The sequence below is a fragment of the Pantoea leporis genome, assembly GCF_028048155.1.
GTDB classification, from domain to species: Bacteria; Pseudomonadota; Gammaproteobacteria; order Enterobacterales; family Enterobacteriaceae; genus Pantoea; species Pantoea leporis.
In genome coordinates this window covers 757,381-783,762 of the sequence record NZ_JALMEU010000001.1, presented here as the reverse complement: position 1 = coordinate 783,762, position 26,382 = coordinate 757,381, and the positions used below count along the sequence as shown (strand labels likewise).

Here is a 26,382-nt window from a genome sequence, read left to right as displayed (position 1 = left end):
CCGAAAAATCCCCGATGCGCGGCAATAAACGCCGCAGATAAGGAGCTTTTATGCGCATACCGCGCCGCCGCCTACGACTCGCCCGCGACAAAAAAAACCGCCGCAAGGTGCATCAGCGCTTTCGGCAGCGCATCTTCGAGCGCGATCGCAAAGCTGAACTGGCCGCGCATCCGCAACCGCGCGTGGTGGTGCTGACTGGCGCGGGGATCTCCGCCGAATCCGGTATTCGCACTTTCCGCGCCGCCGATGGCTTGTGGGAAGAGCATCGCGTTGAAGATGTCGCCACGCCGGAAGGTTTTCAACGCAATCCGGCGCTGGTGCAGGCGTTTTACAACGCGCGGCGTCAACAGCTGCAGCAGCCAGAAATTCAGCCCAACGCCGCGCACAAAGCGCTGGCGGAACTGGAGCAGGTGCTGGGCGATAACTTCCTGCTGGTGACGCAGAATATCGATAACCTGCACGAACGCGCCGGCAGCCAGCGCGTGCTGCATATGCACGGTGAACTGTTGAAAGTGCGCTGCGTCAGCAGTGGACAAGTGCTGGACTGGACCGAAGATTTAACCGCGGACGATCGCTGCACCTGCTGCCAGTTCCCGGCCATGCTGCGCCCGCACATCGTGTGGTTCGGCGAAATGCCGCTGGGGATGGAAGAGATTTATCAGGCGATTGAGCAGGCGAATCTGTTTATCGCCATTGGCACGTCGGGCCATGTCTATCCCGCCGCCGGTTTTGTCCACGAAGCGAAACTGCAGGGCGCGCATACTGTGGAGCTGAATCTGGAACCGAGCCAGGTCGGCAATGAGTTTGCCGAGCGTCATTACGGCTTAGCAAGCGAAGTGGTGCCGGAGTTTGTGCATACGTTTTTGCGTGGGTTGTATAAGTAGATTTGTGCGCGCTTTACCTCATCCCAACCTTCTCCCAGAGGGAGAAGGGGCTAGACGGAACCCTCTCCCGCTTGCGAGAGAGGGCAGAGCGAGGGGAAGCCGCAGAGAGTTAACGTCCCGCCTTCAGCTTCTGGAACAACGTCTCATACTGCACGCTGGCGTCACCGACATCGTTTTGCCACTCGCCGTTTTTGATCACATCCTCAGCAGGATAAAGCGAAGGATCGCTGGCCACTTCTTGTGGCAGTAACTTCTTCGCTGCCAGGTTTGGCGTGGGATAGCCGATGGTTTCCGCCACCTGTGCCGCCACATCCGGACGCAGCAGGAAGTTAATCAGCTTCAGCGCGCCTTCACGGTTTTTCGCATTGGCCGGAATCGCCAGGTTATCCATCCAGAAAATCCCGCCTTCCTGCGGCCAGATAATCTGCAGCGGCGTGCCTGCCTGGCGCGCCACGTAGGCGGAACCGTTCCAGATCATCCCAACGTTCACTTCGCCTTCCATAAACGGATTTCCTGGATTATCGGAGTTAAACGCCAGCACGTTCGGCATCAGCTTTTTTAACTCTTCATAAGCGGCTTCGATCTGCTTGGGATCGCGGGTGTTGCCCGAATAGCCCAGCTTACGCAGCGCCATCTGGAATACTTCACGCGCATCGTCGGTCAGCAGCAGGCTTTGCTTATACTCAGGCTTCCACAAATCGGCCCAGCGGGTAATGCTTTTGGCATCCACTTCGTCAGTGTTGATGCCAATGGCGGTCGCGCCCCAGATATAGGGGATCGAGTAATCATTGTTAGGATCAAACGGCTTGTTGAGCAGGTTAGGATCGAGGTTTTTGAAGTTGCTGAGCTGGGTTTTATCGATCTTTTGCAGCATGCCTTCATTACGCATTTTGGCGACGAAGTAGGTTGAAGGCACCACCAAATCGTAGGCGCCATCTTTCCAGGTCTTCAGCTTGGCATACATGCTTTCATTGGATTCGTAGGTGGAGTAAATCACCTTGATGCCGGTCTCTTTGGTGAACTGCTCCAGCAGTCCCGGCGGCACGTATTCGGTCCAGTTATAGAAGTAGAGCGTTTTGCCGGCGTCCGCCTGCGCGCTCTGCATGCCCAATGCTAGCGCCCCAGCCGCCAGCCAGTGAGACCACTTTTTCATCGATTATCCTCTATTTGGTTTTATCACGGAGCAACAGCTGACTGAGCGCCACCAACAGCAGCGACAGCAGCAGCAAAATTGTCGCCAGCGCGTTCACTTCCGGTGACACGCCAACTTTCACCATCGAATAGATTTTTAACGGCAAAATTTCGAAGCTCGGGCCGGTGACGAACGACGATACCACGACATCGTCCATCGACAGCGTAAAGCTCAGCAGCCAACCTGCTGCGACCGCCGGCAGCGCCAGCGGCAGCAGAATTTTGCGCAAAATGGTGAGTTCGCTGGCACCGAGATCTTTGGCGGCTTCCAGCATGCGCACATCAAACCCTTTCAGGCGTGAATAGACGGTGATCACCACAAACGGCAGGCAGAAGGTGATATGCGAGAACAGCAGCGACCAGAAGCCCAGCGAAATGCCCAGCAGCATAAACAGCACCAGCAGCGAAATCGCCATCACGATATCCGGCGACATCATCACCACAAACAGCATGCCGCTGACGAACGGTTTACCACGGAAGCGATAGCGATAGAGCGCGACGGCGGTCAGCGAGCCGATAATCGTGGCGCAGCTGGCAGAGAGCACGCCCATCAGCAATGAATGTTGTGCCGCCTGAATCAGGCTGTCGTTATTCATCAGCATGCGATACCACTGCGTGCTGAAGCCCTGCCAGTTAATGCCGAAACGCGAACGGTTGAAGGAGTTGACGATCAGAATGATGATCGGGATATAAAACCAGGCATAAATCACGGCCATGAAGCCGCCACGTAACCAGCGCGCCATCATTGCAGTTCCACCTTGTTATTCAGCATACGCGCTGCGCGCCAGTAAGCCAGCAGCATCAGCCCCATCAGCAGCGTCATCACAATGCTGGTGGCAGCACCGAACGGCCAGTCACGGATATTCAGGAACTGGCTCTTGATCACGTTGCCAATTAACAGGTTTTTCGCGCCGCCCAGCAAATCCGCTACAAAGAACAAGCCCATCGCCGGGATAAACACCAGCAGGCAACCGGCGACAATGCCCGGCATGGTAAGTGGCAGAATGATGCGCAAAAAGGTTTTCACTTTGTTCGCGCCAAGATCGCGCGCCGCTTCGAGGCAGGATTTATCCAGCTTTTCCAGGCTGGAGTAGAGCGGCAGCACCATAAACGGCAGCAGAATGTAGATCAGCCCCAGAATCACCGCTTCCGAGGTGTACATGATGCGAAACGGTTTATCGATCACCCCAAGCCACAGCAAAAATTCATTCAGCCAGCCGCGCGTGCTGAGGAAGATTTTCAGACCATAGATACGGATCAGCGAGTTGGTCCAGAACGGCACAATCAGCAGGAACAGCATCAGCGGACGCAGGCGCGCCGGCAGTTTCGTCAGACACCAGGCAAACGGATAACTGAGCAGCAGGCAGCACAGCGTGGCGATCAACGCCATATTCAGCGAGTGCAGCAGCACATCAGCGTAGAGCGGATCGAGCAGCCGCGTGTAGTTATTGAGGGTGAAGGCCATACTGACAAAATGCGCATCATCGCGCGTCAGGAAGCTGGTGGCGAAAATCATCAGGTTAGGCAGCAGCACAAACAGCGTGAGCCAGCTGACGATCAGGGCAACAATGACTTTCTGCAGGCGGTTACGCATCAACTTCATACGGCAACACCACCTCCCAGTTGGCGACCCAGCTGACGGCCATTTTCTGGTTCAGCGAGTGATCAAAATCGGGATCGTCTTCGTTAAAGAACTCGCTCACCGTCAGCAGCTTGCCGTTCTCCAGCTCAACAGTAGACTCCAGCGTCATGCCTTTATAGTTGCGCTCGCGCACGAAGCCGATCAGATTGTCGCTGCGGCTGTCGTGATCGATCTCTTCAACGCGCAGATCTTCCGGGCGCAGCAGCACGTGCAGTTTATCGCCGACGCAGACCGGGAAATCACATTGCAGCGTGCATTCAAGGCCTTCCACACGCGCGCGGATTGTAGGCGCATGTTCGCTGTTCAGCACCTCGGCATCGAACACGTTAATCTCGCCAATAAAGCGCGCCACAAACAGGTTGGCGGGCTCTTCGTAAATCTCGCGTGGCGTGCCATCCTGTTCGATGCGGCCATCGCGCATTACCACGATACGATCGGACATGGTCAGCGCCTCTTCCTGATCGTGGGTCACAAACACAAAGGTGATGCCAAGCTTACGCTGTAGCGCTTTGAGCTCGTTTTGCATCTGGCGCCGCAGTTTGTAATCCAGCGCCGACAGCGACTCGTCCAGCAGCAGCACTTTCGGGCGATTGACCACCGCGCGCGCAATCGCCACGCGCTGCTGCTGACCGCCCGAAAGCTGATGCGGACGGCGATCGGCAAAACTCTCCAGTTGTACCATCGCCAGCGCATCGTTAACGCGCGTGGTGATCTCCGCCGCCGGGGTTTTCTGCATGCGCAGGCCAAAGGCGACGTTCTCAAACACCGACATGTGCGGGAACAGCGCGTAGCTCTGAAACACGGTGTTAATGTGGCGATGCTCGGCGGGCAGATCGGTGATGTCGTTATCATCAAGAGTGATATGACCGCGATCGGCCGCTTCCAGCCCGGCAATCAGGCGTAAAATGGTGGTTTTTCCGCAGCCGGAAGGGCCAAGCAGCGTGATGAACTCGCCGTGACGGATGGTCAGGTCAAAGTCAGAGATGATGGTTTTGCCATCAAAAGCTTTACTGATGCCAGAAAGCGTAACCAGCGCAGGCGCGCGTGTTTGCGTCATTTTAGTCACTCAGTCTGATGGTGAATCAGGTTACAGCATAGCCGCTGGTGGCCGCTTGCTGTGATGAAGGGCGCGATGATACCGCAAAAATGTGTCAATGCCATGTTTTGCCACGGATTTACCTTGAAAACTCTGAAAAATGCCGGAGTATGCGTAACGGATAAGTCGGTCAGGCGCGAGTGAGCGAATTTTCAACGCAAGTCACGTTGAGAGAGCTAACCTGAAGGATAATGATTTGACGCAACATGGTGCCATTTGGCCACCATGATAATGACGCAGGTTCTTTAGAGGGATGACAGATGGATCAATTACTTGAGCGTTTTCTCAGTTATGTTGCAGTAGAAACTCAGTCAAAACCTCAGGCACGACAGGTGCCAAGCAGCGAAGGGCAGTGGACGCTGGCGCGTCAATTACAGGAAGAACTTATCGCGCTGGGCTTTGTTGATGTCTCTCTGAGCGATCACTGCTGTGTGATGGGCACCTTACCGGCTAACGTTGATTGGGCCACGCCGGTAATCGGCTTTATTTCGCATATGGACACCTCGCCGGATTTTACCGCCAAAAACGTCAATCCGCAGATTATTGAAAACTATCGCGGTGGCGATATCGCGCTCGGTAACGGTAATGAAATTCTGTCACCGGTGATGTTCCCGGTACTGCATAAGCTGATCGGTCATACGCTGATCACCACCGATGGCAAAACGCTGCTCGGCGCGGATGATAAAGCCGGTATCGCCGAGATTATGACCGCGATGGCGCGTCTGGCAAAAGGGGATACGCCACACGGTGCGATTCGCGTGGCCTTTACACCGGATGAAGAGATTGGTCGCGGCGCGTCGCACTTCGACGTCGAAGGCTTTGCCGCCGATTGGGCGTATACCGTTGATGGCAGCGATCTCGGCGAGTTCGAGTTCGAGAACTTCAATGCCGCTACCGCGATGGTTAAAATCACCGGCAACAACGTGCATCCAGGCAGCGCTAAAAATGTGATGGTCAATGCGCTGGATCTGGCGATGCGCTTCCACGCGGAACTGCCAGCCAAAGAGAAGCCGCAGTATACCGACGGCTATGAAGGCTTCTTCCATCTGCACACCATCAAAGGCACGGTTGAACATGCCGAGCTGATGTATTTGATCCGCGATTTTGATGCCGACAGCTATGAACAGCGTAAACAGCTGCTGGAAGAGATTGGTCAGCGCGTCAGCAAAGGGCTGCAAAGCGAATGTTCGGTGAAAGTGGAGATCAGCGACAGCTATCGCAACATGCGCGAGAAAGTCGAACCGCATCCGCACATTATTGAGTTGGCGCTGCAGGCGATGCGCGATTGCGGCATCGAACCGAACGTCAAACCGATTCGCGGCGGCACCGACGGCTCTGCGCTGTCGTGGAAAGGATTGCCATGCCCGAACCTGTTCACCGGCGGCTACAACTATCACGGCAAGCACGAGTTCGCCTCACTCAATGTGATGGCGCAGTCGGTGGATGTGATTGTGCGTTTGGCTGAGCTGGCGGGGCAGAAGAAGGGGTGATGGTGCTTGCTTAGTGCGGGTTGTCCCCCATCCCAGCCTTCCCCCATAAATGGGGGAAGGAGACGCTGCCACATGCAACTCCCAACTCCCTACTCACACATTGCAGCATCTTCCTCCCCCATTTATGGGGGAGGACCGAGGAGGGGGACAGCGAGCACCCACCGAGGAGGGGGACACCGAGCACCTACCGAGCACCCACCGAGTTTTAGAAACCCCGAGACAGACTGAAACTTACTCGCCGAAGAACCAATACCCGCTATTCACCAACGCCGCCAGCTGCGCCAGCAGTGAAGGGTCATCCAGCGCATCGCCGAAATCTTCCAGCGTCAGCACGTGATTGTGCGCCAATGCCGCCAGCACATGCGGATGGCTGCTGGTGACCGATTCACCGTTCACAAACACCACATCGCCAATGGTCAATACGCGCAGGCCGCCGAGCCGCGTTAGTGCATCGCCTTGCTGCAATGCATCGTAAATTTCGTCCGGTTGATACGGCGGCTCCGGCGGCGCGACGTCCAGCTCATGACGCGACTGAGAAATAAACTCGCCAAACCACTGATTAAACTGCTCCGGCTGGTTAATCACATCCATCATGACTTTGCGGATGCCTTCCAGTTCTGACGGCAGAATTTGCGATGGGCATTCACGCGATGGCACATCGGGATCGCTGTAGCGGTAGCTGCCCAATTCGTTGGCCAGCATGTGATCGGCAAAACCGCTGATCAGCTCGCGACCGTTCGGTGCGCGGAAGCCGACCGAATAGTTGATGGCGTTTTCCAGCGAATAGCCTTCGTGCGGGAATCCTGGCGGAATATAGAGAATATCGCCGGGCTCCATCTCTTCATCGATGATGGCGTCGAAAGGCTCAACCTGCAGCAGGTCCGGATGCGGGCAGTGCTGTTTCAACGGCACTTTTTCACCCACGCGCCAGCGACGGCGGCCAGTGCCCTGAATGATAAACACATCGTACTGATCGAAATGCGGACCGACGCCGCCGCCCGGCACGGCAAACGAGATCATCAGGTCGTCAACACGCCAGTCGGGCAGAAAACGGAACGGGCGCATCAGCGCAGCAGAAGGTTCATGCCAATGGTTGACCGCCTGCACCAGCAGCGACCAGTTGCTCTCACCGAGATGATCGTAGCTTTCAAACGGGCCGTGGCTGACTTGCCATTTGCCCTCGTTATGGCTGACAAGGCGGCTATCGACCTCATTTTCCATCGCCAGACCGGCCAGCTCGTCAGGAGAAATAGGATCGACGAAGTTTTTAAATCCACGTTTAAGCACCACCGGGCGTTTCTGCCAGTAGCGCTGAATAAAGTCGGGCCAGTTGATATCGAGCTGATAGTCCATATGAGGAGTCCGTTTGCTGCAAAGAATGATGGCAAGTATAACAGCCCGCGTCCCTTTCTACTCGCGGTGATGCTCGACTTCCTGGCGCTGGAAAATCACTTCCATGCGCGCGCCGCCGAGCGGGCTGGTGGTGGCGATCACCTGACCGGCGTACTGTTCGAGGATGTCGCGCACCACGGCTAAACCTAATCCCTGGCCGGGACGCAAAGTGTCGGCACGTTGACCGCGCACGAAGATCAGATCGCGTTTGCTTTCCGGAATGCCGGGGCCGTCATCATCAATAAACAGATGCAAAGTGTTGTCGGTTTGTCGTGCGGTGACTTCAATAAATTCGAGGCAATATTTGCAGGCGTTATCCAGCACGTTGCCAAGCACTTCCATAAAGTCATTCTTATCGCCGATAAAGGTCAGCTCCGGCGAGATATCCAACGTGATCGCCACGCCCTTGCGTTGATAGACTTTATTCAGTGCCGAGCACAGACTATCGAGCAGCGCCGAAACCGAATGCAAATCGCGCTGCAGAGGATTGTGATCGGCCTGCATGCTGGCGCGATGCAGGTAATAACCAATCTGCTGCGAGATGCGGCTGATCTGCTCCAGCATCACCGGTTCGGCCTGTTCAATGGTTAACTCTTTACCATTGCGTAACGATCGCAGCGTACTTTGCAGCACTGCCAGCGGGGTTTTCAGGCTATGGGTGACATCCGACAAGGTGGTGCGATAGCGCGTGTAGCGTTGACGTTCGTTGGTCAGCAGCAGGTTAAGATTGCGCACCAGACTGCGTAACTCTTGCGGCGGATTGTCATCAAGATTCTCGCGCTGACCGGTTTCCAGCTCGCGCACCTGCGAAGTGAGATCGCCAATCGGCCGCAAACTCCAGTGCGCCGCTAGCCACAGCAGCGGGATCACCAGCAGCAGATTGGCCGCCAGCACATAGCTAAACCACGACCACACCACATCGGAATGCTGCAACTCTTGCGGAATTGAGTCGACCACCACAATGGTCAGCGCCGGTAAGTTGGTGGTGGCATCGTAGCGATTGACCGCGACCGAGTGGGTGAAGGTGTCACTGCTGTCGCTATCCAGCGCGTGCAGCCGCTCTTTCGCCTGCGGGTTGTTGCCCATCGCCGCCATGCTGGTGCGATTGCTGGTATCGATTTCGTAGAAATCGGGCTTGAGCAGCCATTCACGATGAATCTTTTTGCGGATTTCGGGCACATCGCGCTGCTGCCACAGCAGTTTGCCGCGTTCATCGTAGATAAAGACCAGCGTGGGGAAATTGAGCGTCATGCGCTCCGGCTGGCCGATGGTGAGCTGATTGTCGTGCCACTGCGCCAGCGTAAAGAACAGATTGCTCTCGCCGCGCATCACGCGATAGGTATTTTTATCGAAACTGACGACATAGCCAACCACCGCGACCATGCCGTAGGAGAGTGACAAAAACAACACGATCGCCGCGGTCGCCAGCAGAAAACGAGCGCGGAGAGAGAAGGGGCGTAAACGCCGGAACCACGTCATAAATCAGAGATCAAAGCGATAGCCCTGGCCGCGTACGGTGTTGATCACTTCGGTTGGATAGAGTGAGAGAATTTTTTTACGCAGACGGCCCATCAACACGTCGATGGTGTGGCTTTCACGCAGTTCGGCATCCGGATAGAGCTGCAGCATCAGCGAATCTTTGCTCACCACTTTACCCGCGTTGCGAATCAGGGTTTCGACGATGGTGTATTCGAAAGCGGTCAATTTTACCGGTTCATCTTGCACCGTCAGTTCGCGGCGAGAGAGATCGACCTGGAACGGCGGCATAGAGATAATTTGCGACGCGTGTCCGCTGTTGCGACGCATCAACGCCTGCAAGCGTGCAGCCACTTCTTCAATGTGGAACGGCTTGGTGACATAGTCGTCGGCACCCGCTTCCAGCGCTTCCACCTTGGCCTGCCAGCCTTCGCGCGCGGTTAAGACCAGAATCGGTTGACGTACCGCATCGGTGCGCCAGCGGCGAATCAGCGACATGCCATCTTCATCGGGCAAACCGAGATCGACCAGCGCGATGTCGGGGACATGTTCTTGCAGGAAATAATCCGCTTCTTTGGCATCTTCTGCGGCGTCGACCTGATGGCCCATTTCACGCAATTGCACGGCGAGGTGATGGCGTAGCAGCGCATTATCTTCCACAACCAGAACACGCATAGTATTTCCTTAGCTTCGAACGTAGTGATGATGAGGAGAGTATACGCAAAGCCAGCTAAACCAGAGAACAACCAGGCGCGCGAAACGCGCCTGGCCACCGCATTACTTCAAATCATCAACCATCTGAATCGCACGGCCGAGGTAGTTGGCTGGCGTCATCTGCTTCAGACGCACTTTTTCCTCTTCCGGTAGTTCGAGGCTATCGATAAAGGTCTGCATGCCGGCGGCATCAACGCGTTTACCGCGCGTCAGCTCTTTCAGCTTCTCGTACGGTTTTTCGATACCATAACGACGCATCACGGTTTGGATCGGCTCAGCCAGTACTTCCCAGTTGTGTTCCAGCTCGTCCAGCAGACGATCGCGGTTCACTTCCAGTTTAGAGATGCCTTTCAGTGTGGCTTGATAAGCGATCAGCGCATAACCAATGCCCACGCCAAGGTTACGCAGCACGGTGGAGTCGGTCAGGTCGCGCTGCCAGCGTGACACCGGCAGTTTGCTGGCCAGATGCTGCATCATGGCGTTAGCCAGGCCGAGGTTGCCTTCGGAGTTTTCGAAGTCAATCGGGTTCACTTTGTGCGGCATGGTGGACGAACCGATTTCACCGGCGATGGTTTTCTGCTTGAAGTGATTGAGCGCCACGTAGCCCCAGATATCACGATCAAAGTCGATCAGAATGGTGTTGAAGCGCGCGATGCAATCAAACAGTTCAGCGATGTAATCGTGCGGCTCGATCTGCGTGGTGTACGGGTTCCAGGTGAGACCTAAGGAGGTAACAAACTGCTCGCTCAGCTGGTGCCAATCCACTTCCGGGTAGGCGGAGATGTGGGCGTTATAGTTACCGACCGCACCGTTGATTTTACCCAGCACGTCAATTTTGCTCAGCTGACGCAACTGGCGCTCGAGACGGTACGCCACGTTCGCCATCTCTTTACCCATGGTTGACGGCGTTGCCGGCTGGCCGTGGGTGCGCGACAGCAGCGGAATGTCACGATATTCGTGTGCCAGGCCTTTAACAGCATCGATCAGTTGGGTCCAGAACGGCACGATCACATCACGACGAGCGGTTTCCAGCATCAGCGCATGCGACAGGTTGTTGATATCTTCGGAGGTACAGGCGAAGTGGATGAATTCAGACACCGCATGCAGCGCGGGTACATCGGCCACTTTCTCTTTCAGGAAATACTCCACGGCTTTGACGTCGTGGTTGGTGGTGCGCTCGATGGTTTTGATGCGTGCCGCGTCTTCTTCGCTGAAATTGGCGACAATGGCATCAAGGAAAGCGTTTGCGTCGGCATCAAATGCAGGAACTTCCTTGATCTCGACAGTCGTGGCCAATTTTTGTAACCAGCGAACCTCAACCTCAACGCGGAATTTCAGCAAACCGAACTCGCTGAAAATGGCGCGCAGTGGGCTGACTTTATCGCCGTAACGACCATCGACAGGTGAAACGGCGGTCAGAGAGGATAATTCCATCAGTGCAACTCCTGAATCGTTTAACAATTATGCCGGGGCGGCGCTTAATACGCCGGGCCCAGGCGGGATAAAATGGTTTTAGCTTCGCTCAGCAAGCGCTGGCGCGAGAACATCAGCTGCAGACGGCCACCGCCAACCTGCTGCCATAACACCGCAGAGCGAATACCGGCCAGCAGGGCGGCGCGCACTTTACTCTGCACTTGTGAATTCTGTAGCACCTGCGGTGAACCGGTCACCTGAATGCGCGGGCCCAGCGGGCTAATCACATCCACATAAATGCCGGCCATTGCGCTGATGATGGTGTCCGATTCCAGCTCGTAATGCGCCAGCTGGCGGTCAAGCTGGCCGATGCGTTGTGCCAGCGTGTTCATCGAGGTTTTGTTGCCATGCAGCTTACGCTCCAGCACCATCATGCTTAAGGTATAACGGGTCAGTTCAGCGCTGGCACCCTGACGATTGCTGCTGTTGAGCACCGCCATCAAGGTCTCTAATCCAACCTTTAAATTGGCTTCGTCGTTGCCAAACACTGCCAGCGTCGAACCGGGATTGAGATCGATCAGGCTGCGCAGCGACACATTCAGTGCCGCGTTATTGCAATTTCCCTGCTGCGCGAGCTGTTGCACCACATGGGCGGCTTGGCATACGCCCGCCAGCGCCAGCGTAATCTCATAATAGTTCTTAGCCACGCTTAACTCCTGTCATCGCGTCGGGCAGCGCCGACCTTAGGCTTCTGCCAGAGGCAGGCGTTGTTCGATAATGCCGCCGCCGAGGCACACTTCACCGAGATAGAACACGGCGGATTGGCCTGGCGTGACGGCCGCAACCGGCTCGTCAAAACGGACTTCAATACGGTCATCGCCGTGCGGAATAATTTCACACGGAATGTCGGTCTGGCGATAGCGGGTTTTCACCGTGCAGCGCAGCGGCGCGGTCATTGGCTGGCGATCAACCCAGTGCAGCTGTTGCGCAATCAACCCCACGGACAGCAGGCGCGGATGCTCGCCGCCTTGCGCCACAATCAGGCGGTTGCGCGCCACATCTTTGTCGACCACATACCAGGGATCGTCGTTGCTCTCTTTACGGCCGCCGATGCCCAGACCTTTGCGCTGGCCGAGCGTGTGGTACATCAAGCCCTGATGTTCACCGACGATTTCGCCGTCAACGGTTTCGATTTCGCCCGGCTGCGCAGGCAGATAACGACCAAGGAAGTCGCGGAACTTGCGCTCACCGATAAAGCAAATGCCGGTCGAATCTTTCTTCTTTGCGGTGATCAGATCCAGCTGCTCAGCGATGCGGCGCACTTCCGGCTTATCGAGTTCGCCAACCGGGAACAGGCTTTGCGCGATCTGCTGGTGGCTGAGCGTGTAGAGGAAATAGCTCTGATCTTTGTTGCCATCGAGGCCGCGCAGCAAGCGGCTTTGGCCATCCACATCCTGACGGCGCACGTAGTGGCCGGTGGCGATGAAGTCTGCGCCGAGATCATCCGCCGCGAATTCGAGGAAGGCTTTGAACTTGATCTCTTTGTTGCACAGGATGTCAGGATTCGGCGTGCGGCCGGCTTTGTACTCTTCCAGGAAGTGCTCGAACACGTTATCCCAGTACTCAGCGGCGAAGTTGATTTTGTGCAGTTTGATGCCGAGTTTGTCACACACGGCTTGTGCGTCAGCCAGATCATCGGCGGCGGTGCAATACTCCTCGCCATCGTCTTCCTCCCAGTTCTTCATGAACAGGCCTTCAACCTGGTAGCCCTGCTGCTGCAGTAACCAGGCGGAAACGGAAGAATCGACGCCGCCGGACATTCCGACGATCACTTTTTTCTGGCTGTTGTCAGACATGACGCACTCTTAAATTACGATAAAAACAGGCGGCGCATTCTATCATGCAGAAGCGGGGCGCGCACCCTCATGAAACGGCCACTGGAACGGCGCGACCAGATGCAGCGGATAACGCTCGCCTTGTTGCCACAGTCGCACGCTCTCTGCCACTAACGGCGAACGCAGGCGATTGGCCGTCAGAATCTGCTCTGGCGGCAGCCACCAGCAGCAGTCGATGTCGCGATCGTGCGGCGAGGTATCGACTTTTTCGGCCAGATCGAGGCCAAACAGGAAACGCACAAAAGGTGTATCGTCCGGCGCAATCCACTGCTGCACGCCGAGGAAATATTCAGGTTTGGCTTCAATGCCGGTCTCTTCAAACAGTTCACGCTGGGCGGCTTCGAGAAGAGTTTCATTGGCCTCAAGATGCCCGGCGGGCTGGTTCCAGGTAATACGACCGTGCACGCGCTCTTCAACCACCAGCAAATGTCCCTGTGCCTGCACAATACAGGCCACCGTTACATGAGGTTTAAACATCCTTCCTCCGAAATTGTTAACTAAAAGTTATTAAATGGCTGCACTGATATCGCGCCATTCACCCGGGGGCAAATCGCCTAACTGATGTTCGCCCATCGCAAAGCGAATCAGGCGCAATGTCGGAAAGCCTATGTGTGCCGTCATGCGGCGCACCTGGCGATTTCGTCCCTCAAACAAGGTGATTTTCAGCCAGCTGGTGGGAATCGCTTTGCGTTCACGAATCGGCGGCTGGCGCGGCCATAGCCACTCTGGCTCGCTCACTAACTCAATCCCTGCCGGCAAAGTGGGGCCATCGTTCAGCGTCACGCCGCTGCGTAACAGGGATAAATCTGATTCCTGCGGCGCACCTTCCACCTGCACAAAATAGACCTTTCCGGTGCGCTTGCCGGGCTGCGTCAGCGCGGCCTGCAGCGCGCCATCGTTGGTCAAAATCATCAATCCTTCGCTGTCGCGATCGAGTCTGCCAGCGGCGTAGACGTCGCTCACCGGCACAAAATCCTTCAGCGTGCGGCGTCCGGCTTCGTCACTGAATTGCGGCAAAACATCGAATGGTTTGTTAAAGAGTATGACGCGTCTTGGACCTTTCGGACGGGTATCGCGGCGCACGGGCTTACGTGCCGGGGCGCTTGCGCGCTTATCCTGGTGAATTCGTTGAGAAGTTTTTCGCATGGGCTTTGCAGTCGGAAACATTCGGCGCATTATAGCGCGAAACTACGGTGATTGGCGTAGCGGAAATAATCAAGTAGTATTGACCCGCATCTTACAAATCATTAACAAAAAATCGCTCGAAGGAGAGGTTGATGGAAAGCAAAGTAGTTGTTCCGGCGGAAGGTCAAAAAATCACCCTGGATCAGGGAAAACTGAATGTTCCGAATAACCCGATTATTCCTTACATTGAAGGTGACGGTATCGGCGTTGATGTTTCCCCGGTAATGTTGAAAGTGGTTGATGCCGCTGTGAAGAAAGCCTACAACGGCGAGCGAAAAATTTCCTGGATGGAAATTTATACCGGCGAAAAATCAGTAGAACTCTACGGCCAGGACGTCTGGCTGCCGCAGGAAACCCTCGATTTAATTAAAGAATATCGCGTTGCCATCAAAGGCCCGCTGACTACTCCAGTTGGTGGCGGTATTCGTTCTCTGAACGTTGCGCTGCGTCAGGAGCTGGATCTGTACGTTTGTCTGCGTCCGGTTCGCTACTACAAAGGCACGCCAAGCCCGGTTAAGCGTCCAGAAGAGACCGACATGGTGATCTTCCGTGAAAACTCAGAAGATATCTATGCCGGTATCGAGTGGAAAGCGGGCACGCCAGAAGCGGATAAAGTGATCAAGTTCCTGCGCGAAGAGATGGGCGTGAAGAAAATTCGCTTCCCTGAGCAGTGTGGTATCGGCGTTAAGCCATGCTCGGAAGAGGGCACTAAACGTCTGGTGCGCGCAGCGGTTGAATACACCATCACCAACGACCGTGATTCTCTGACCCTGGTTCACAAAGGCAACATCATGAAGTTCACCGAAGGTTCTTTCAAAGACTGGGGTTACCAGTTAGTGAAAGAAGAGTTCGGCGGCGAGCTGATCGATGGCGGCCCGTGGATGAAGTTCAAGAACCCGAACACCGGTAAAGAGATCATCGTTAAAGACGTGATCGCCGACGCCTTCCTGCAGCAGATCCTGCTGCGTCCGGCGGAATACGACGTGATCGCCTGTATGAACCTGAACGGTGACTACATCTCTGATGCCCTGGCGGCACAGGTTGGCGGTATCGGTATTGCACCAGGCGCCAACATCGGTGACGAATGTGCCCTGTTCGAAGCGACACACGGTACAGCACCGAAGTATGCAGGTCAGGATAAAGTGAACCCAGGTTCAGTGATCCTGTCAGCTGAAATGATGCTGCGTCATCTGGAGTGGTTCGAAGCGGCTGACTTAATCGTTAAAGGTGTTGAAGGCGCAATCGCTAACAAAACCGTGACCTACGATTTCGAACGTCTGATGGAAGGCGCTAAACTGCTGAAATGTTCAGAGTTTGGTGACGCGATCATCAGCAACATGTAATTTGCCACTCAGGCAGAAAGCATAACGGGAGCCAATGGCTCCCTTTTTTTGTCTAAAGTTCGCGGATAATCTCGGTTTATTGCCTTGCCAGCACCGACTGAGCATCGATAATCATGCATTTTCCTGTGCAGCTCTCATTGCCGGTGATCACTGGCGATTTGGTTAGAGTGTAATTCATACCCGCTTCTTTTTTTACGGTGAATGCCATACCGGCAAACGTCCACGACATGCCTAAAGATAAAGAACCAAACTCATCATATTTCGATGATTTTGCAATTTTTGGCAAGTTCTCACTATTTAAGCGGTAGTAAAGGGCGCCATCGAAATCTTTTGCGACCATTTTAGTTATTTCGGCTTTTAAAAGTGCATACTCTTTTTGCTGAGGTGAAGAAAAACCCTCTTTAATATTGCTGGCTGCAAGCCATCCGGCAGCGACAGGTAGCAATAGATAAAGGAATCGTGAGTATTTTGTCTTATCGATCACCACGAATAGCCCGATAAGGAAGCAAGACGTGGTAATCAGCGAGAGCGCACTGATTGTTCGGTAAGCCGCCCAACTCTCTGTCACCAATAAGTTTGGTGTCACTGCTGCAACAGCGAACAGTAAAGATAAAATCACTTTCTCCTTGCCGTTCCCGCTAATTTTTTTCAGCCCAATAAAGATGAATAACAGAGAGATGATAACTGATAGTGCTTTTCTACCAGTGTCAAAATTACAGATGGCATTTTTTAATGGCTCTACAAAGAACCATTTTATTTTTCCCAAGAGATCAAGGGTAATGTTACTTCTTGAAAGTGTCTCGCCGAATAACAGGAGCGGAATGACTTTGGCTAATATTAATGCCATCAGCATGCCAAAGAAAATCATTAACAATGTACGAATGAGTTCTTTTTTAGCGACTTTACGTGGAGTCAGGCAAGTGTCCATAAACGCAAAAAAAAGAAAACACATGGCCGTGGGCTGGTAAATAGCGAAAGAGAGCGTAATCAGCAAGGCTGACACCGTTATTCCCTTAATACCACGCAATCGGGTTAATGCTGAGTAACTCCATCCAGCAAGAAGAATAGACGTCACAAAAGGAAAACATACTGACCAGGCGTTGAATACCTGAAAAGAGGGCAGTAAACAGATCACTAAAGAGAATATAACTCTCTGCAGTGGATTTTTAAGGATACCTCTCTCAGAGATAAATTTGTAAAAGTAACAGCTTAGTAATATGAGAGAGACAACGGATAGCACTCTTATCAGTATCAAAGAGTTCACGCTGGATATCAGGAAAGAGAAACCATAGCGCAAAGCGCCATAGGCCGGCCTTCCAGAGAGGACGTCCCACTTGAAAATGCTGGCAGGATCAGTTTGGGCGCTGAACAGATAGTACCAATCATCCGAAAAGGCATAGCTTGAAAGAAAGACAGGGCTATAGCAAACCAATAATGCCGCAGCTAAAAAAAGATAAACTTTAAAGTTATTACAAGCTATGTTTGTCATCTGCTTCCTTTTTAATATATCGAGGTCTATGCTTGGTTTCAATATATATCCTGCCAATATATTCACCTAGCACACCTATTCCAATTAATTGAATTCCACCCAAAAACAGTATTGATACCAGTAGTGATGGATAACCTGCTACCGGGTTACCCCATATTATTTTATCAATGATCATCCACGCGCCATAAACGAACGACAGGAATGCGACAAAAAAACCAATATAGGTCCACACTCTGAGCGGAAAGGTTGAGAAACTGGTCAGCCCTTCAAGCGCTAAATTCCAAAGTCGCCATCCGTTAAACTTTGCCTCTCCCGCAACGCGCGCTGAACGGCTATATTCCACGATGGCAGCATCACCCTCCACCCAACTCAGGATGCCTTTCATAAATAGATTGCGTTCCTGCAATTGCTTTATGTTTTCGACAGTAGCGCGAGAAAGTAAACGAAAGTCTCCAACGTTTTCTTCTAGCTTTGGTGAGCTGATCTTATTATGCAGTTTATAAAACCATGCAGCCGTTTTACGCTTAAAATGACTATCGCTACTTCGGTCATTGCGTTTTGCCAGCACAATGGGCCATCCCTCTTGCCATTTGCTTATGAGCAAGGGAATCACCTCGATGGGATCCTGTAAATCAACGTCAACCGGAATGACTGCATCACCGGTAGCATGTTCAAGTCCGGCAAGCAGCGCGGTTTCTTTACCAAAGTTACGAATAAAATTAATGACTAATACAGATTCGTCATCATCCCGCAGCGACTTAATAATCTGCTCTGTTCTATCGGTACTGCCATCATTAATGAAGACAATTTCGAGAGGGTAAGAAGAGAGTTTTTCTTTGACGGTACGATAGAATATCGGGATTGCATCTTCTTCATTGAAGACGGGAACGACCAGAGAAATTTTCACTTTTTCACCTTAAAAACAATAAAGTTTGAATAGATGAAGCCGAATACCAGGCTTATTATAGAAAATGAAATAAGCGTAATAATCGGATTAATATGCGTATGATCGGCGAAACTGCCGATGCCTGTGGCCATCATGCCCATAAAGGCCACGAAGATGACATAGCGAAAAGTTGTCGCTTCGGCTTTAAACGTCCAGCGTGCATTGGCAAAAAATGAAAAAGTTACCGCGACAATGAAAGCCAACAGATTAGCCAGCCATTGGCGGGTATTAAGAGAATACAGGGCTGCAAACACCATCCAATGAATCAGGGTGTTAATGATGCCAACTGATAAAAAACGTGAGAATAATTTCAACATAGTGAAATATTAGCCATGACGACATCATTATTTGCAAAATAGATGCGAATTTTACATGCAGGGGTACAATAAATAAAGTTGAAAAATCAGCGTCCTTACCGGTATGTCATAAGCGCAGGCTATTCACTCATCGTCAGAAAAAAACGGAAGTTAATCGCTTCCGTTTTTTTAATGCATTAATCGACTTGCTGCTCATTGGTTTTGGTGATTTGGGCACGCTCCTGCGACAGCCGCCAGAAATCGCTGCCGCCCGGTTGCTGATACATCCGCAGCGAGAAGTGACCGACAATTGCATAGATATACTCAAAAATGGCCGACTGAGAATCCTCGTAATCTACCCACAATACTGACGAGGTGAAGCAATAAACCTCCACCGGCAAGCCCTCGGGCGAAGGCTTCATGGCGCGTACCACGATATACATATCCTTTTTGATATCGTCGCGCTGCGACAGCCACGCCGTCAGGTATTTACGAAACACCGTCAGATTGGTTATGCCGTTTTCTGCAAACCAGCGTTCGCCCACCGCATTGCTATCGCGGCCATCCATCAGTGCTGAAAGTTGCTCACTGACGCCGCGGATTTGGCTCATCTGCTGCACCATCTCGTGATCGAGAAAGCGTATCGACATCTGATCAAGATGGAAACTGCGCATAATGCGGCGCGCGCCGGAGGAGAACATCGCCTGCCAGTTGGTGTAGGTTTCGGTGAGGAAGTTTTTGGTGGGGATACGCGACAGCGTATTGTCCCAGTTGCGAATGGTGATGGTATGCAGCGCGATATCGATCACTTCGCCGCTGATGCCGTTATCCGGCATCTCAATCCAGTCGCCGAGTTGCAGCACATCGTTCGATGACACCTGAATATTGGCCACCAGCGACATCAGCGTATGCTGGAACACCAACATCAATACCGCCGCTACGGCACCCAAACTGGAGATAATAATCACCGGCGATTTATTCGACATAATCGCCAGAATCATAATCGCCGAAATAATGTGCACCAGAATCTTGCCGACCTGGATATAACCCTTGATCGAGTGATTTTTGCGCTTGGCTTTTTTCGAATAGGAGTTATTAACGATCTCCAGCACTTCGGTAAAGAACAGCGATAAATAGACGAAGAACAGAATGCCGCAGATGGTCTTAATTGCGATCAACAGATGCTCGGGTAAATCTGGCATAAACTGCAGCAGATAATAGACCGTGATCACCGGGATAAAGTTAGAGAGCTTCTCCGAAAGCCTGACGTCCTTATCCAGCGGCACCTGATTTTTGTGCGTGCTGAAGAACACCTTTCTGACCACTTTAACGATAAAGAATTTACAGATCAGATGGGCGATCATGCCGGCAAACATCAATAACACCAGGCTGAAAGCGGCCGACAGCACCGTGTTACCCTCAATAAAACTTTGTATCTTGCTTAAATAATTCATTTCAACCACATGCCGGACAGTGTTGGCGGGAATTCAAACATAATCGCGCCGATAGCGATATGCGACGCGTGCGCATTAGTCTACACCATCATGGGTTTACATTCCCTTTCGCAGAACTTTGAAACAGTTAACATTTACATGCTGATGGCAGTGTGCATTAAAGACTAAACCGTTATCTTCAGCGCTTACGATTCAGGAGGTGGTATGCAAGGTGTAATCAAGTTCGTTAAAGGCTGGCTGCTGTTTTCGCTGTTGTGGGGCATCTTTATGTGGTTTGTTTCGTGGCAGGCGCAGGGCAAAGAGATCGGCATGGTGATCGTGATGAGCTTGTATGCGGGATTAATTTACCAGGCGCTGATGACCATGGTTGCGCGATACAAAGCACGGCGCGCGCAGGTGTAGTTGTACACAACTGACTACAGAGCTTTGCGGCAAATTGACGCTCATTTTCATTTACTCGGGCAATCTGAGCCAACATATCTCAGCTTGCTGGAAAAAGAACGATGGGAAAGAAAGTTGTCGCTGCGTGGTTTTTTCTGCTGCTGTCTGTGGTCGCTTGCGCACAGCCTTCAAGCTTAATAACGTTAACCCTGCAGCACGATCGTCATTTGAAGATGGAAAACAGCACCGCAGATGTGGCTGAAACGCCGGATGAACATATCAAAGAAGGAATATATGAAGTGGGTCAGCACCATTAAAATCGGGGCCTTGAGGCCCCGTTTTAACGGATTACTTACGTCCGAGCAGAAAACCAACAATCACACCAATGCTGGCTGCAACTGCCAGGCCGGTCGCGGGGTTATCGCGTACCGATTTCACCACACAATCCGCTGCATCCTGAACCGCATAGCTGGCCTGAGCCGGATAACGACGCGCCGCGCCTTTGGCTTCATGACGGCGTGAACCGGTGAATTGACCAAATTTTTCCTGGACGGCACCCGCCGCTTCATTCAATTTTGCTTCCGCTTTGTCGCTCATAATGACTCCCTGATCGTGGTGAATGTCCTGTAAAGCGTAGTCAGAGAAACTACAGGCAGCAAATGACGCAGCGGTAAAGGTTGTAACAGCAGTTTGCAGTACGCAAAAATTCTGCGCATGCCAGCGGAGTGGGAAAGCGAAAACCTGAAGTTAGCGCTGACCGCGATAAGCCGGATACCAGCTCACCAGAAAGTGACGCAGGTGGTCAAAACACCATTCGGCATCGTCGGCCTGCTGGCAGTAATAGCGTAAGGTCACTTTTTCGTAGCGCATGTGGCGCTGCTGCAGGGGAGACCAGCTCCAATCAAGCACCGCACGCGCGTAGTTGATTAGCGTGCCATTCTGCATGTTGTGCTGCTTCTCCTGACGGCTGAGGTAGATTTCAAACGCCTGATCGAGGCTTTGCGTCTCTTCCGTATTGAAGCCTGCCACCGTCGGACGAAATGCCACATCGATAAATCCGCACACGCCATCGTCACGTTGCTGCCAGTCGCAGGCCAGCGTCATAAATAAGCCATCCTGCAGATTCACTTCTTCCAGCAGGCGCCGCATATTTTCGGAGTGTTTACCGGCGGTGATCTCATCAATACGATCGGTTTCCAGCGTGAGGTCAAATCCACAGGGATTCACCGAGCCATCCGCATTGGTGCTGGCCGGAAAGGGGAAATCGATATAGCCGTTGTTATCCAGACTCTTTTCCATCATGCAGGTCCGCCGCGTGCGATGGGCAGACAATAAACCATCTCACGCTGCGACGCACGGCTTATGGGCACGTCCAGGTAATCATGGTGTTCTGATAAGGATTGATCAGGCGGAACTGTTTATCAGACACGCGTTGCGCGTAGAAGCCCTCTGCGGTGATGGCCGATGGCACGTACTGAAAGCGATCGGTGGAGTGCAGCGTACCGCTTTGCACCTTCACGCCATCGCGCGATACGGCGAAGGCGCTCACCAAATCAAAGATGCGCGCCTGCGTGTTGCCCATCGATTGTCCATAAATCGTCGACACTTCGCCCGGACAGTCGACACCTTTCGGTGCGGAACTGCAGCCAGCTAACATTAAAAGGGTGAGTACAACCGTGATTCGCCACATGAGCACCTGCTTCATTCCCTGGTTTGCCATGGCACGCCTATGCGTACTGATAAGTGGATCATAGCAGGTCTGACGCTGCTTCCCATTTGTCATTTGTATAATCGTTAAGCGGAAGGAATGTAAAGGGGTGACTTTACTAGCAGAGAAACGGTATTCTTGCCAGCGTTGCGCACCAGGTAAGCAAAACAAGGGTAAATTAATGAAAGAAGAAGAAGCGAGTTTAATGATTCTTCAGCACGCGATCGACAAATTAGAAGCCGACAAAAAGAAGCAGGTAATGAACTGCGTAGCGGCCATTCAGGAAGTGATGCAGCGTTTTGAAGCCGAAGAAGCCGGACTGGCATTGATGTTGGTCGCGGCGCAAGTGGCCGCTGAATAGTGCCTGCTCCCGCAGAATCTCATTGCGCTTGATGTACCAGGCTTTGCTGTTGTTGGATGAAGTTTATGGAATGCAGCAGCAAGGCCAATCACGCCACGAAATCATCATTTAACCTCAGCGGAGAACCCAATGAAGGCACTAGTCATGGCCGTTGGCGTGCTGGCATGTCAGATAGCGCCCGCCTGGAGCGAAACCGAATACCAAATCACCTGTCCCGGCCGTCCGACTATGACGGTATCGCGTGCCGAGTATGGTTTGAGTACGTTAATGTGGCCAACGCGCCACTTCCAGATTGCTGCCGGGCAGCAGCGCACCAGCCTGAAAGGGGGTGACAAAGTTGCCATCACCCGTTTTCGTAATGGCGATCAGTTAATCGTGAACAAAAAGAACGATGAAACTTTCTTCGTCTACGCCAACAGCAACAAGTTGTTGCCCTGCAGCCGCACCGATAAGCGCGATGCGCAGATTCTATCGCTAGAACGCTACGACGACAGCGCGCGTCCAAACTCGTGAGTTAATAGCCCGGTTTGATGAGTTGCCGCTGGCGCAAATCCAGCGGCGACTGTTCCGCCTCATCAATGGCTGCCAGCCAGCTCTGCAAATTCACCTTAGCCCACGAAAGATGTCCGCGCGTGGTGCTCATCAGCACGACATCCGGGCGTAACGAGCGATACAACTCCAGCGACTGCTGCAGTTCGGTGGGATTGCTTTCAGGCATCAGCACGCTGATCCAGCGGTTGTAATCGCGGGTCAGCGTATCGCCGACAAACAGATAAGTGTGGCCGAGCGGCGAGTGATAGAGATAGCTGCTGCTGCCGGGCGTGTGTCCGGGCGTCGGCAGCAGGTGAAAATCGCCGAAGTGCGTCTCTTGCTGTGTAAAGGTTTCGTCGGGCTCAATCACCAAACTGACCGGCCCGAGCGAACGACTGTGGCAATAGAGCGCGCTATTAAAGCGCTGCTGAATGGCGATCGCCCCCGGCGCGGCTTCGTGCCAGTGAGTCAAATAGTGGCGAATGACGCCGCCGGCATCGTTAAGGAACTCATGATCGAGCGGATGCTCCACGCGGCCAATCAATAAATTGCCGCGTGGGTGGCACAGCATAAAGCCATGCATCATTAAGTCACTCGCCGTCTCTTCGGCGGGGAATTCTGGCGTGGAGATCCACAAATCGTCGTACAGTGGCTTCATTGTCGGTCTCCTGCGGCAACACGTTAGCGCAATGTCGGGTGGCCGGTGAAGGCGAACTGTGCTTCTCCATTCTCAATCTGCAACGTGGCGCTAGCGCCCAGCGGCAGCGTCACGGTATCTGCATCGTGTCCAAAAGCCAGATCGCTAATCACGGGAATCTGAAACTCGTCACGAATGCGCTGCCATACGGTGGCAAAATCAAAACCGTTGTCATACGCCGACAGCGATGTGCTGGTAAAGCTGCCGGTAATAATCGCTTGCTGGCGCGACAAAATGCCACTCTGCTGCAGCTGAATCAGCATGCGCTCGATACGGAACGGATGTTCGTTCACATCTTCGATCACCAGAATCCCGCCTTCAATTTGCGGCATCCACGGCGTACCAATCAGCGAGCAAATCATCGCTAAATTGCCGCCCCATAAAGTGCCTTGCCAGCGGCCGTGATCCGGGCTGGTGCTGCGCCAGCTTAGATTGACTGTAGGTGATGTCAGCGTTTGCCAAAAGTGCGATTCGGTAAAATCAGATAATGCCTCGGCGCCGAAGTTACCGGCCAACATCGGCCCGCTAAAGGTGATCAGCCCGATTTGTGCCAGTAACGCCAGTTGTAGCGCGGTGAAATCGCTATGGCCGCACAGCGCCACCGGTTGATTGAGCAATCGACGTTGCAGGCCAACGTAATCGATCTTATCCAGCAAACGTGAAGTGCCGTAGCCGCCACGCACCGCCAGCACGATATCGGGCAGCGCCTCTAGCGTGGCCAGCGCATTGATATCATTTAGCCGCTGCGCATCATCGCCGGCAAAGCGTTGAAAGCGGCGGGTGATCGCCGATAGATTGTCAAGATGATGGCCAGCAGCCTGTAAACGACTCACCGCGCGCTGGGCGGCGTCCTGATTGTGGCAATAACCGGAAGGGGCGATGAGACGTAGCGTGCGGGGAGTAACCATAACTTCCATCCTGCTGTAGAGTGGCCTGCTGATGATGACGAAATGCGTTATCGAAGTCACGGTAGCATAAGGTTTTTTACCGATTTAGGATAAACGGTAATTTTGCATCGCGCTGCGCCAGGTATGATAGCTTGCGCCAACCCTATTGCGGAACCAAAAATCAGTGAAAATTCGCCTACTTATGCTTTCTGCACTGCTGCTTGCTGGCTGTTCCAGCGAGCCGGAAAAACCGGCACTGCCCGAGAAGAATACGCCGTTAACTCAGGCACCGCCGTCGAAGGTGAATGATGCATGGTCAATGTTTACCGAAGATGCCGCCAGTCATTATGGCGTTGATGAGAAGTTAATCAGCGCCATTATTAGTGTCGAATCCGGAGGCAATCCCACCGTGGTGAGCCGTTCCAATGCGGTTGGTCTGATGCAAATTAAGGCCTCGACCGCGGGCCGCGAAGTCTATCGCACCCAGGGCCGTCATGGTCAGCCATCCTCGTCCGAGCTGCGCGATCCGGCGAAGAACATCGATATTGGCGCGGCCTACCTGAAAATTCTGCAGGATTCCGCCTTAGCCGGAATTCGCGATCCGCTGACCCTGCGTTACGCCACCATTGTCTCCTACGCCAACGGTGCCGGTGCCTTGCTGCGTACTTTCTCGCGTGACCGCGAGCGTGCTATTGCGATGATCAATTCCATGACGCCGGACGAGTTTTACCAGCACGTACAGAATAAGCATCCGGCGGCGCAGGCCCCGCGTTATTTATGGAAAGTCACCACCGCCTACCGTACCATCGGTTGATGCTGTACACCTATCTGTTGCGGCGCGATTTATGACGCAATGAATTGCGCCGCTACACCAACAATCGCGCCGTCGGATAATCCACAATCAACACCTGCACATAACCGCCGCGCAACGCCCCGCGAATCGCCTGCGCTTTCTCTTTGCCGCCCGCTAACGCCACCACCTGCGGACAGCGTTTTACCTGCGCCAACTCCATACCAATTACCGGATCTTCCTCTGCGCTCAGCACCGGTTGACCGTCGGCGTCGAAATAGTGCAGGCAGATATCGCCCACCGCGCCACGTTCGGCCAGCGTTTGCAGCATCTCACCGTCGTAATAGTTGCCGGAATTACGCAGCAGGGCGGACGGCTCGAGATCGCCGATGCCGACAATCGCCAGGTCCACCTGATCAAACTTTTCCAGTACCACCGCGACATCGGGATTAACCGATAAACGCTGGCGATCCTTTACCGAGTGTTCGATTGATTGCGACGGCAGCAGCCACGCCGGACAACCCAGCAGCGCCGCGAGATTCTGCGTCAGAATCGTGGCCTGCACATTGCCGTTAGCGCCCACGCCGCCCAGCAGCTGAATGACGCCTTTGCACGGCGCGCTGAGCGGATGCAGCGCATCGACCATGGCGCGAATGGTGCCGCTCCAGGAGGAAATGCCAATCAGCTCATCGGCACGCACCCGCGTTTCCAGATAGTGCGCGGCGGCGGAACCGATCGCCTGTTTGATCTGCAATGCGGAAGCCTGATCCGGCACATCCACCACAATCACCTGCGGCAGTTGATACAGCTGCTCAATGGCTTTTTCCAGCTCAGGGAACACATTGGCCGGCGGCACCACGCTGATCTTCACCACACCTTCTTTCACGCTGCGATTAAGGATGCGCGACACAAAAGATTGCGACAGCTTCAACAGCTGCGCAATGTCGGACTGCTTCCTGCCTTCCACATAATAAAGCGTGGCGATTTTCACCATCAGCCGCTGTTCATCCTGTTTTGCCATGGTTTTTTCTCTCTCTTAACCCGCCTGGTATTGTTAATCAGCCTGTCAAAAATAACAACGCAGAACATTTTGTGATCGTTTTCGCTTTTTGAGGATCGGG

Annotated in this window: 30 protein-coding genes; 8 read left to right on the top strand and 22 right to left on the bottom strand. The window is 53.4% G+C overall.

What is annotated here, in order from left to right:
* Nucleotides 1-50 precede the first annotated feature (50 nt).
* Complete coding sequence (cobB, locus tag MWH02_RS03680; protein WP_101760816.1) at nt 51-884, top strand: Sir2 family NAD+-dependent deacetylase; 834 nt, start codon at nt 51-53, stop codon at nt 882-884.
* 109 nt (nt 885-993) lie between these two features.
* Here cobB and potD read toward each other — a convergent pair whose 3' ends face one another.
* From potD to potA, 4 genes are read right to left on the bottom strand one after another with little or no spacing between them, the layout of a single operon-like run.
* Nucleotides 994-2,037, bottom strand: coding sequence for a spermidine/putrescine ABC transporter substrate-binding protein PotD (potD, locus tag MWH02_RS03675; RefSeq protein WP_101760815.1), 1,044 nt, complete (start codon nt 2,035-2,037; stop codon nt 994-996).
* Between the two features lie 10 nt (nt 2,038-2,047).
* Nucleotides 2,048-2,821, bottom strand: a complete 774-nt coding sequence (gene potC, locus MWH02_RS03670; protein WP_271459913.1) for a spermidine/putrescine ABC transporter permease PotC — start codon at nt 2,819-2,821, stop codon at nt 2,048-2,050.
* Complete coding sequence (gene potB / locus MWH02_RS03665) at nt 2,818-3,678, bottom strand: spermidine/putrescine ABC transporter permease PotB (protein ID WP_271459912.1); 861 nt, start codon at nt 3,676-3,678, stop codon at nt 2,818-2,820. The genes potC and potB overlap by 4 nt, the downstream gene beginning before the upstream one ends.
* The gene (gene potA / locus MWH02_RS03660; protein ID WP_271459911.1) at nt 3,662-4,774 is read right to left on the bottom strand and encodes a spermidine/putrescine ABC transporter ATP-binding protein PotA; all 1,113 of its coding nucleotides are present in this window, start codon (nt 4,772-4,774) and stop codon (nt 3,662-3,664) included. Before potA ends, potB begins: the two co-directional genes overlap by 17 nt.
* Before the next feature lie 299 nt (nt 4,775-5,073).
* Between potA and pepT the strand changes: the two genes are divergently transcribed.
* Nucleotides 5,074-6,303: a peptidase T gene (gene pepT / locus MWH02_RS03655; RefSeq protein ID WP_271459910.1), complete on the top strand. Its 1,230-nt coding sequence runs from the start codon at nt 5,074-5,076 to the stop codon at nt 6,301-6,303.
* Nucleotides 6,304-6,534: 231 nt separating this feature from the next.
* On the opposite strand, the gene MWH02_RS03650 is transcribed toward pepT, so the two are convergent.
* The 8 genes from MWH02_RS03650 to rluE all read right to left on the bottom strand — a co-directional run bounded on the left by MWH02_RS03650 (nt 6,535) and on the right by rluE (nt 14,339).
* A complete protein-coding gene (locus MWH02_RS03650; RefSeq protein WP_101760811.1) occupies nt 6,535-7,656 on the bottom strand; it encodes a ribosomal protein uL16 3-hydroxylase in 1,122 nt (373 codons plus the stop codon).
* A gap of 57 nt (nt 7,657-7,713) precedes the next feature.
* On the bottom strand, nt 7,714-9,174 hold the full coding sequence (phoQ, locus tag MWH02_RS03645; RefSeq protein WP_101760810.1) for a two-component system sensor histidine kinase PhoQ: 1,461 nt from the start codon (nt 9,172-9,174) through the stop codon (nt 7,714-7,716).
* Nucleotides 9,175-9,177: 3 nt separating this feature from the next.
* A complete protein-coding gene (gene phoP, locus MWH02_RS03640; protein ID WP_101760808.1) occupies nt 9,178-9,846 on the bottom strand; it encodes a two-component system response regulator PhoP in 669 nt (222 codons plus the stop codon).
* 102 nt (nt 9,847-9,948) lie between these two features.
* The gene (gene purB / locus MWH02_RS03635; RefSeq protein WP_271459909.1) at nt 9,949-11,319 is read right to left on the bottom strand and encodes an adenylosuccinate lyase; all 1,371 of its coding nucleotides are present in this window, start codon (nt 11,317-11,319) and stop codon (nt 9,949-9,951) included.
* 44 nt (nt 11,320-11,363) lie between these two features.
* Nucleotides 11,364-12,005, bottom strand: coding sequence for a high frequency lysogenization protein HflD (gene hflD / locus MWH02_RS03630; RefSeq protein ID WP_271459908.1), 642 nt, complete (start codon nt 12,003-12,005; stop codon nt 11,364-11,366).
* Between the two features lie 36 nt (nt 12,006-12,041).
* Nucleotides 12,042-13,154 carry a tRNA 2-thiouridine(34) synthase MnmA gene (mnmA, locus tag MWH02_RS03625; RefSeq protein ID WP_271459907.1) on the bottom strand — a complete coding sequence of 371 codons (1,113 nt, stop codon included), beginning with the start codon at nt 13,152-13,154 and terminating at the stop codon, nt 12,042-12,044.
* A gap of 42 nt (nt 13,155-13,196) precedes the next feature.
* The gene (locus MWH02_RS03620; protein ID WP_101760804.1) at nt 13,197-13,670 is read right to left on the bottom strand and encodes an NUDIX domain-containing protein; all 474 of its coding nucleotides are present in this window, start codon (nt 13,668-13,670) and stop codon (nt 13,197-13,199) included.
* Nucleotides 13,671-13,700: 30 nt separating this feature from the next.
* Complete coding sequence (rluE, locus tag MWH02_RS03615; RefSeq protein WP_439652353.1) at nt 13,701-14,339, bottom strand: 23S rRNA pseudouridine(2457) synthase RluE; 639 nt, start codon at nt 14,337-14,339, stop codon at nt 13,701-13,703.
* A gap of 131 nt (nt 14,340-14,470) precedes the next feature.
* Here rluE and icd point away from each other — a divergent pair, with 131 nt between their 5' ends.
* Nucleotides 14,471-15,721 carry an NADP-dependent isocitrate dehydrogenase gene (icd, locus tag MWH02_RS03610; protein WP_064740914.1) on the top strand — a complete coding sequence of 417 codons (1,251 nt, stop codon included), beginning with the start codon at nt 14,471-14,473 and terminating at the stop codon, nt 15,719-15,721.
* A gap of 76 nt (nt 15,722-15,797) precedes the next feature.
* Here the strand turns inward: icd and MWH02_RS03605 are convergent, their stop codons facing one another.
* The 4 genes from MWH02_RS03605 to MWH02_RS03590 all read right to left on the bottom strand — a co-directional run bounded on the left by MWH02_RS03605 (nt 15,798) and on the right by MWH02_RS03590 (nt 19,906).
* Nucleotides 15,798-17,210 (bottom strand): glucosyltransferase domain-containing protein, encoded by a 1,413-nt coding sequence (locus MWH02_RS03605; RefSeq protein ID WP_271459906.1) that lies wholly within the window; start codon nt 17,208-17,210, stop codon nt 15,798-15,800.
* The gene (locus tag MWH02_RS03600) at nt 17,191-18,117 is read right to left on the bottom strand and encodes a glycosyltransferase family 2 protein (RefSeq protein ID WP_192413623.1); all 927 of its coding nucleotides are present in this window, start codon (nt 18,115-18,117) and stop codon (nt 17,191-17,193) included. The genes MWH02_RS03605 and MWH02_RS03600 overlap by 20 nt, the downstream gene beginning before the upstream one ends.
* On the bottom strand, nt 18,114-18,473 hold the full coding sequence (locus MWH02_RS03595; protein ID WP_271459905.1) for a GtrA family protein: 360 nt from the start codon (nt 18,471-18,473) through the stop codon (nt 18,114-18,116). The genes MWH02_RS03600 and MWH02_RS03595 overlap by 4 nt, the downstream gene beginning before the upstream one ends.
* 176 nt (nt 18,474-18,649) lie before the next feature.
* Nucleotides 18,650-19,906, bottom strand: coding sequence for a mechanosensitive ion channel family protein (locus MWH02_RS03590; protein WP_101760799.1), 1,257 nt, complete (start codon nt 19,904-19,906; stop codon nt 18,650-18,652).
* A 204-nt stretch (nt 19,907-20,110) separates the two neighbouring features.
* On the opposite strand from MWH02_RS03590, the gene MWH02_RS03585 reads away from it, so the two are divergent.
* Together MWH02_RS03585 and MWH02_RS03580 are read left to right on the top strand one after the other, a co-directional pair.
* Nucleotides 20,111-20,308 carry a DUF6404 family protein gene (locus MWH02_RS03585; protein ID WP_007891509.1) on the top strand — a complete coding sequence of 66 codons (198 nt, stop codon included), beginning with the start codon at nt 20,111-20,113 and terminating at the stop codon, nt 20,306-20,308.
* 101 nt (nt 20,309-20,409) lie between these two features.
* Nucleotides 20,410-20,604, top strand: coding sequence for a hypothetical protein (locus MWH02_RS03580; RefSeq protein ID WP_137385582.1), 195 nt, complete (start codon nt 20,410-20,412; stop codon nt 20,602-20,604).
* 31 nt (nt 20,605-20,635) lie between these two features.
* Here MWH02_RS03580 and MWH02_RS03575 read toward each other — a convergent pair whose 3' ends face one another.
* The 3 genes from MWH02_RS03575 to MWH02_RS03565 all read right to left on the bottom strand — a co-directional run bounded on the left by MWH02_RS03575 (nt 20,636) and on the right by MWH02_RS03565 (nt 21,977).
* Nucleotides 20,636-20,884 (bottom strand): DUF883 family protein, encoded by a 249-nt coding sequence (locus MWH02_RS03575; protein WP_101760797.1) that lies wholly within the window; start codon nt 20,882-20,884, stop codon nt 20,636-20,638.
* Between the two features lie 150 nt (nt 20,885-21,034).
* Entirely contained in the window at nt 21,035-21,586 is a 552-nt protein-coding gene (locus tag MWH02_RS03570; protein WP_271460176.1) for a hypothetical protein, read from the bottom strand.
* Between the two features lie 61 nt (nt 21,587-21,647).
* Nucleotides 21,648-21,977: a hypothetical protein gene (locus tag MWH02_RS03565; protein WP_271459904.1), complete on the bottom strand. Its 330-nt coding sequence runs from the start codon at nt 21,975-21,977 to the stop codon at nt 21,648-21,650.
* 199 nt (nt 21,978-22,176) lie between these two features.
* On the opposite strand from MWH02_RS03565, the gene MWH02_RS03560 reads away from it, so the two are divergent.
* Complete coding sequence (locus MWH02_RS03560; protein WP_008108187.1) at nt 22,177-22,356, top strand: hypothetical protein; 180 nt, start codon at nt 22,177-22,179, stop codon at nt 22,354-22,356.
* Nucleotides 22,357-22,485: 129 nt separating this feature from the next.
* Nucleotides 22,486-22,869 carry a hypothetical protein gene (locus MWH02_RS03555; RefSeq protein WP_101760796.1) on the top strand — a complete coding sequence of 128 codons (384 nt, stop codon included), beginning with the start codon at nt 22,486-22,488 and terminating at the stop codon, nt 22,867-22,869.
* Nucleotide 22,870: 1 nt separating this feature from the next.
* Here the strand turns inward: MWH02_RS03555 and MWH02_RS03550 are convergent, their stop codons facing one another.
* Both MWH02_RS03550 and ldcA read right to left on the bottom strand, forming a co-directional pair.
* Nucleotides 22,871-23,545: an MBL fold metallo-hydrolase gene (locus tag MWH02_RS03550; RefSeq protein ID WP_101760794.1), complete on the bottom strand. Its 675-nt coding sequence runs from the start codon at nt 23,543-23,545 to the stop codon at nt 22,871-22,873.
* Between the two features lie 23 nt (nt 23,546-23,568).
* Nucleotides 23,569-24,492, bottom strand: coding sequence for a muramoyltetrapeptide carboxypeptidase (gene ldcA, locus MWH02_RS03545; protein WP_271459903.1), 924 nt, complete (start codon nt 24,490-24,492; stop codon nt 23,569-23,571).
* A 163-nt stretch (nt 24,493-24,655) separates the two neighbouring features.
* Between ldcA and emtA the strand changes: the two genes are divergently transcribed.
* Nucleotides 24,656-25,285 (top strand): membrane-bound lytic murein transglycosylase EmtA, encoded by a 630-nt coding sequence (gene emtA / locus MWH02_RS03540; protein WP_101760791.1) that lies wholly within the window; start codon nt 24,656-24,658, stop codon nt 25,283-25,285.
* 52 nt (nt 25,286-25,337) lie between these two features.
* Here the strand turns inward: emtA and MWH02_RS03535 are convergent, their stop codons facing one another.
* Nucleotides 25,338-26,282: a sugar-binding transcriptional regulator gene (locus tag MWH02_RS03535; RefSeq protein WP_110865952.1), complete on the bottom strand. Its 945-nt coding sequence runs from the start codon at nt 26,280-26,282 to the stop codon at nt 25,338-25,340.
* Nucleotides 26,283-26,382: the final 100 nt, after the last annotated feature.

What these genes read in the sequence shown, in the direction of transcription:
- MWH02_RS03565 (WP_271459904.1), bottom strand. Translation starts at nt 21,977, where the DNA reads ATGTGGCGAATCACGGTTGTACTCACCCTTTTAATGTTAGCTGGCTGC.
- MWH02_RS03590 (WP_101760799.1), bottom strand. Translation starts at nt 19,906, where the DNA reads ATGAATTATTTAAGCAAGATACAAAGTTTTATTGAGGGTAACACGGTG.
- potD (WP_101760815.1), bottom strand. Translation starts at nt 2,037, where the DNA reads ATGAAAAAGTGGTCTCACTGGCTGGCGGCTGGGGCGCTAGCATTGGGC.
- mnmA (WP_271459907.1), bottom strand. Translation starts at nt 13,154, where the DNA reads ATGTCTGACAACAGCCAGAAAAAAGTGATCGTCGGAATGTCCGGCGGC.
- potB (WP_271459912.1), bottom strand. Translation starts at nt 3,678, where the DNA reads ATGAAGTTGATGCGTAACCGCCTGCAGAAAGTCATTGTTGCCCTGATC.
- MWH02_RS03575 (WP_101760797.1), bottom strand. Translation starts at nt 20,884, where the DNA reads ATGAGCGACAAAGCGGAAGCAAAATTGAATGAAGCGGCGGGTGCCGTC.
- potA (WP_271459911.1), bottom strand. Translation starts at nt 4,774, where the DNA reads ATGACGCAAACACGCGCGCCTGCGCTGGTTACGCTTTCTGGCATCAGT.
- pepT (WP_271459910.1), top strand. Translation starts at nt 5,074, where the DNA reads ATGGATCAATTACTTGAGCGTTTTCTCAGTTATGTTGCAGTAGAAACT.
- phoP (WP_101760808.1), bottom strand. Translation starts at nt 9,846, where the DNA reads ATGCGTGTTCTGGTTGTGGAAGATAATGCGCTGCTACGCCATCACCTC.
- MWH02_RS03535 (WP_110865952.1), bottom strand. Translation starts at nt 26,282, where the DNA reads ATGGCAAAACAGGATGAACAGCGGCTGATGGTGAAAATCGCCACGCTT.
- rluE (WP_439652353.1), bottom strand. Translation starts at nt 14,339, where the DNA reads ATGCGAAAAACTTCTCAACGAATTCACCAGGATAAGCGCGCAAGCGCC.
- MWH02_RS03650 (WP_101760811.1), bottom strand. Translation starts at nt 7,656, where the DNA reads ATGGACTATCAGCTCGATATCAACTGGCCCGACTTTATTCAGCGCTAC.
- MWH02_RS03550 (WP_101760794.1), bottom strand. Translation starts at nt 23,545, where the DNA reads ATGAAGCCACTGTACGACGATTTGTGGATCTCCACGCCAGAATTCCCC.
- potC (WP_271459913.1), bottom strand. Translation starts at nt 2,821, where the DNA reads ATGATGGCGCGCTGGTTACGTGGCGGCTTCATGGCCGTGATTTATGCC.
- phoQ (WP_101760810.1), bottom strand. Translation starts at nt 9,174, where the DNA reads ATGACGTGGTTCCGGCGTTTACGCCCCTTCTCTCTCCGCGCTCGTTTT.
- purB (WP_271459909.1), bottom strand. Translation starts at nt 11,319, where the DNA reads ATGGAATTATCCTCTCTGACCGCCGTTTCACCTGTCGATGGTCGTTAC.
- MWH02_RS03560 (WP_008108187.1), top strand. Translation starts at nt 22,177, where the DNA reads ATGAAAGAAGAAGAAGCGAGTTTAATGATTCTTCAGCACGCGATCGAC.
- icd (WP_064740914.1), top strand. Translation starts at nt 14,471, where the DNA reads ATGGAAAGCAAAGTAGTTGTTCCGGCGGAAGGTCAAAAAATCACCCTG.
- MWH02_RS03580 (WP_137385582.1), top strand. Translation starts at nt 20,410, where the DNA reads ATGGGAAAGAAAGTTGTCGCTGCGTGGTTTTTTCTGCTGCTGTCTGTG.
- MWH02_RS03585 (WP_007891509.1), top strand. Translation starts at nt 20,111, where the DNA reads ATGCAAGGTGTAATCAAGTTCGTTAAAGGCTGGCTGCTGTTTTCGCTG.
- MWH02_RS03605 (WP_271459906.1), bottom strand. Translation starts at nt 17,210, where the DNA reads ATGACAAACATAGCTTGTAATAACTTTAAAGTTTATCTTTTTTTAGCT.
- MWH02_RS03555 (WP_101760796.1), top strand. Translation starts at nt 22,486, where the DNA reads ATGAAGGCACTAGTCATGGCCGTTGGCGTGCTGGCATGTCAGATAGCG.
- ldcA (WP_271459903.1), bottom strand. Translation starts at nt 24,492, where the DNA reads ATGGTTACTCCCCGCACGCTACGTCTCATCGCCCCTTCCGGTTATTGC.
- MWH02_RS03570 (WP_271460176.1), bottom strand. Translation starts at nt 21,586, where the DNA reads ATGGAAAAGAGTCTGGATAACAACGGCTATATCGATTTCCCCTTTCCG.
- cobB (WP_101760816.1), top strand. Translation starts at nt 51, where the DNA reads ATGCGCATACCGCGCCGCCGCCTACGACTCGCCCGCGACAAAAAAAAC.
- MWH02_RS03595 (WP_271459905.1), bottom strand. Translation starts at nt 18,473, where the DNA reads ATGTTGAAATTATTCTCACGTTTTTTATCAGTTGGCATCATTAACACC.
- MWH02_RS03620 (WP_101760804.1), bottom strand. Translation starts at nt 13,670, where the DNA reads ATGTTTAAACCTCATGTAACGGTGGCCTGTATTGTGCAGGCACAGGGA.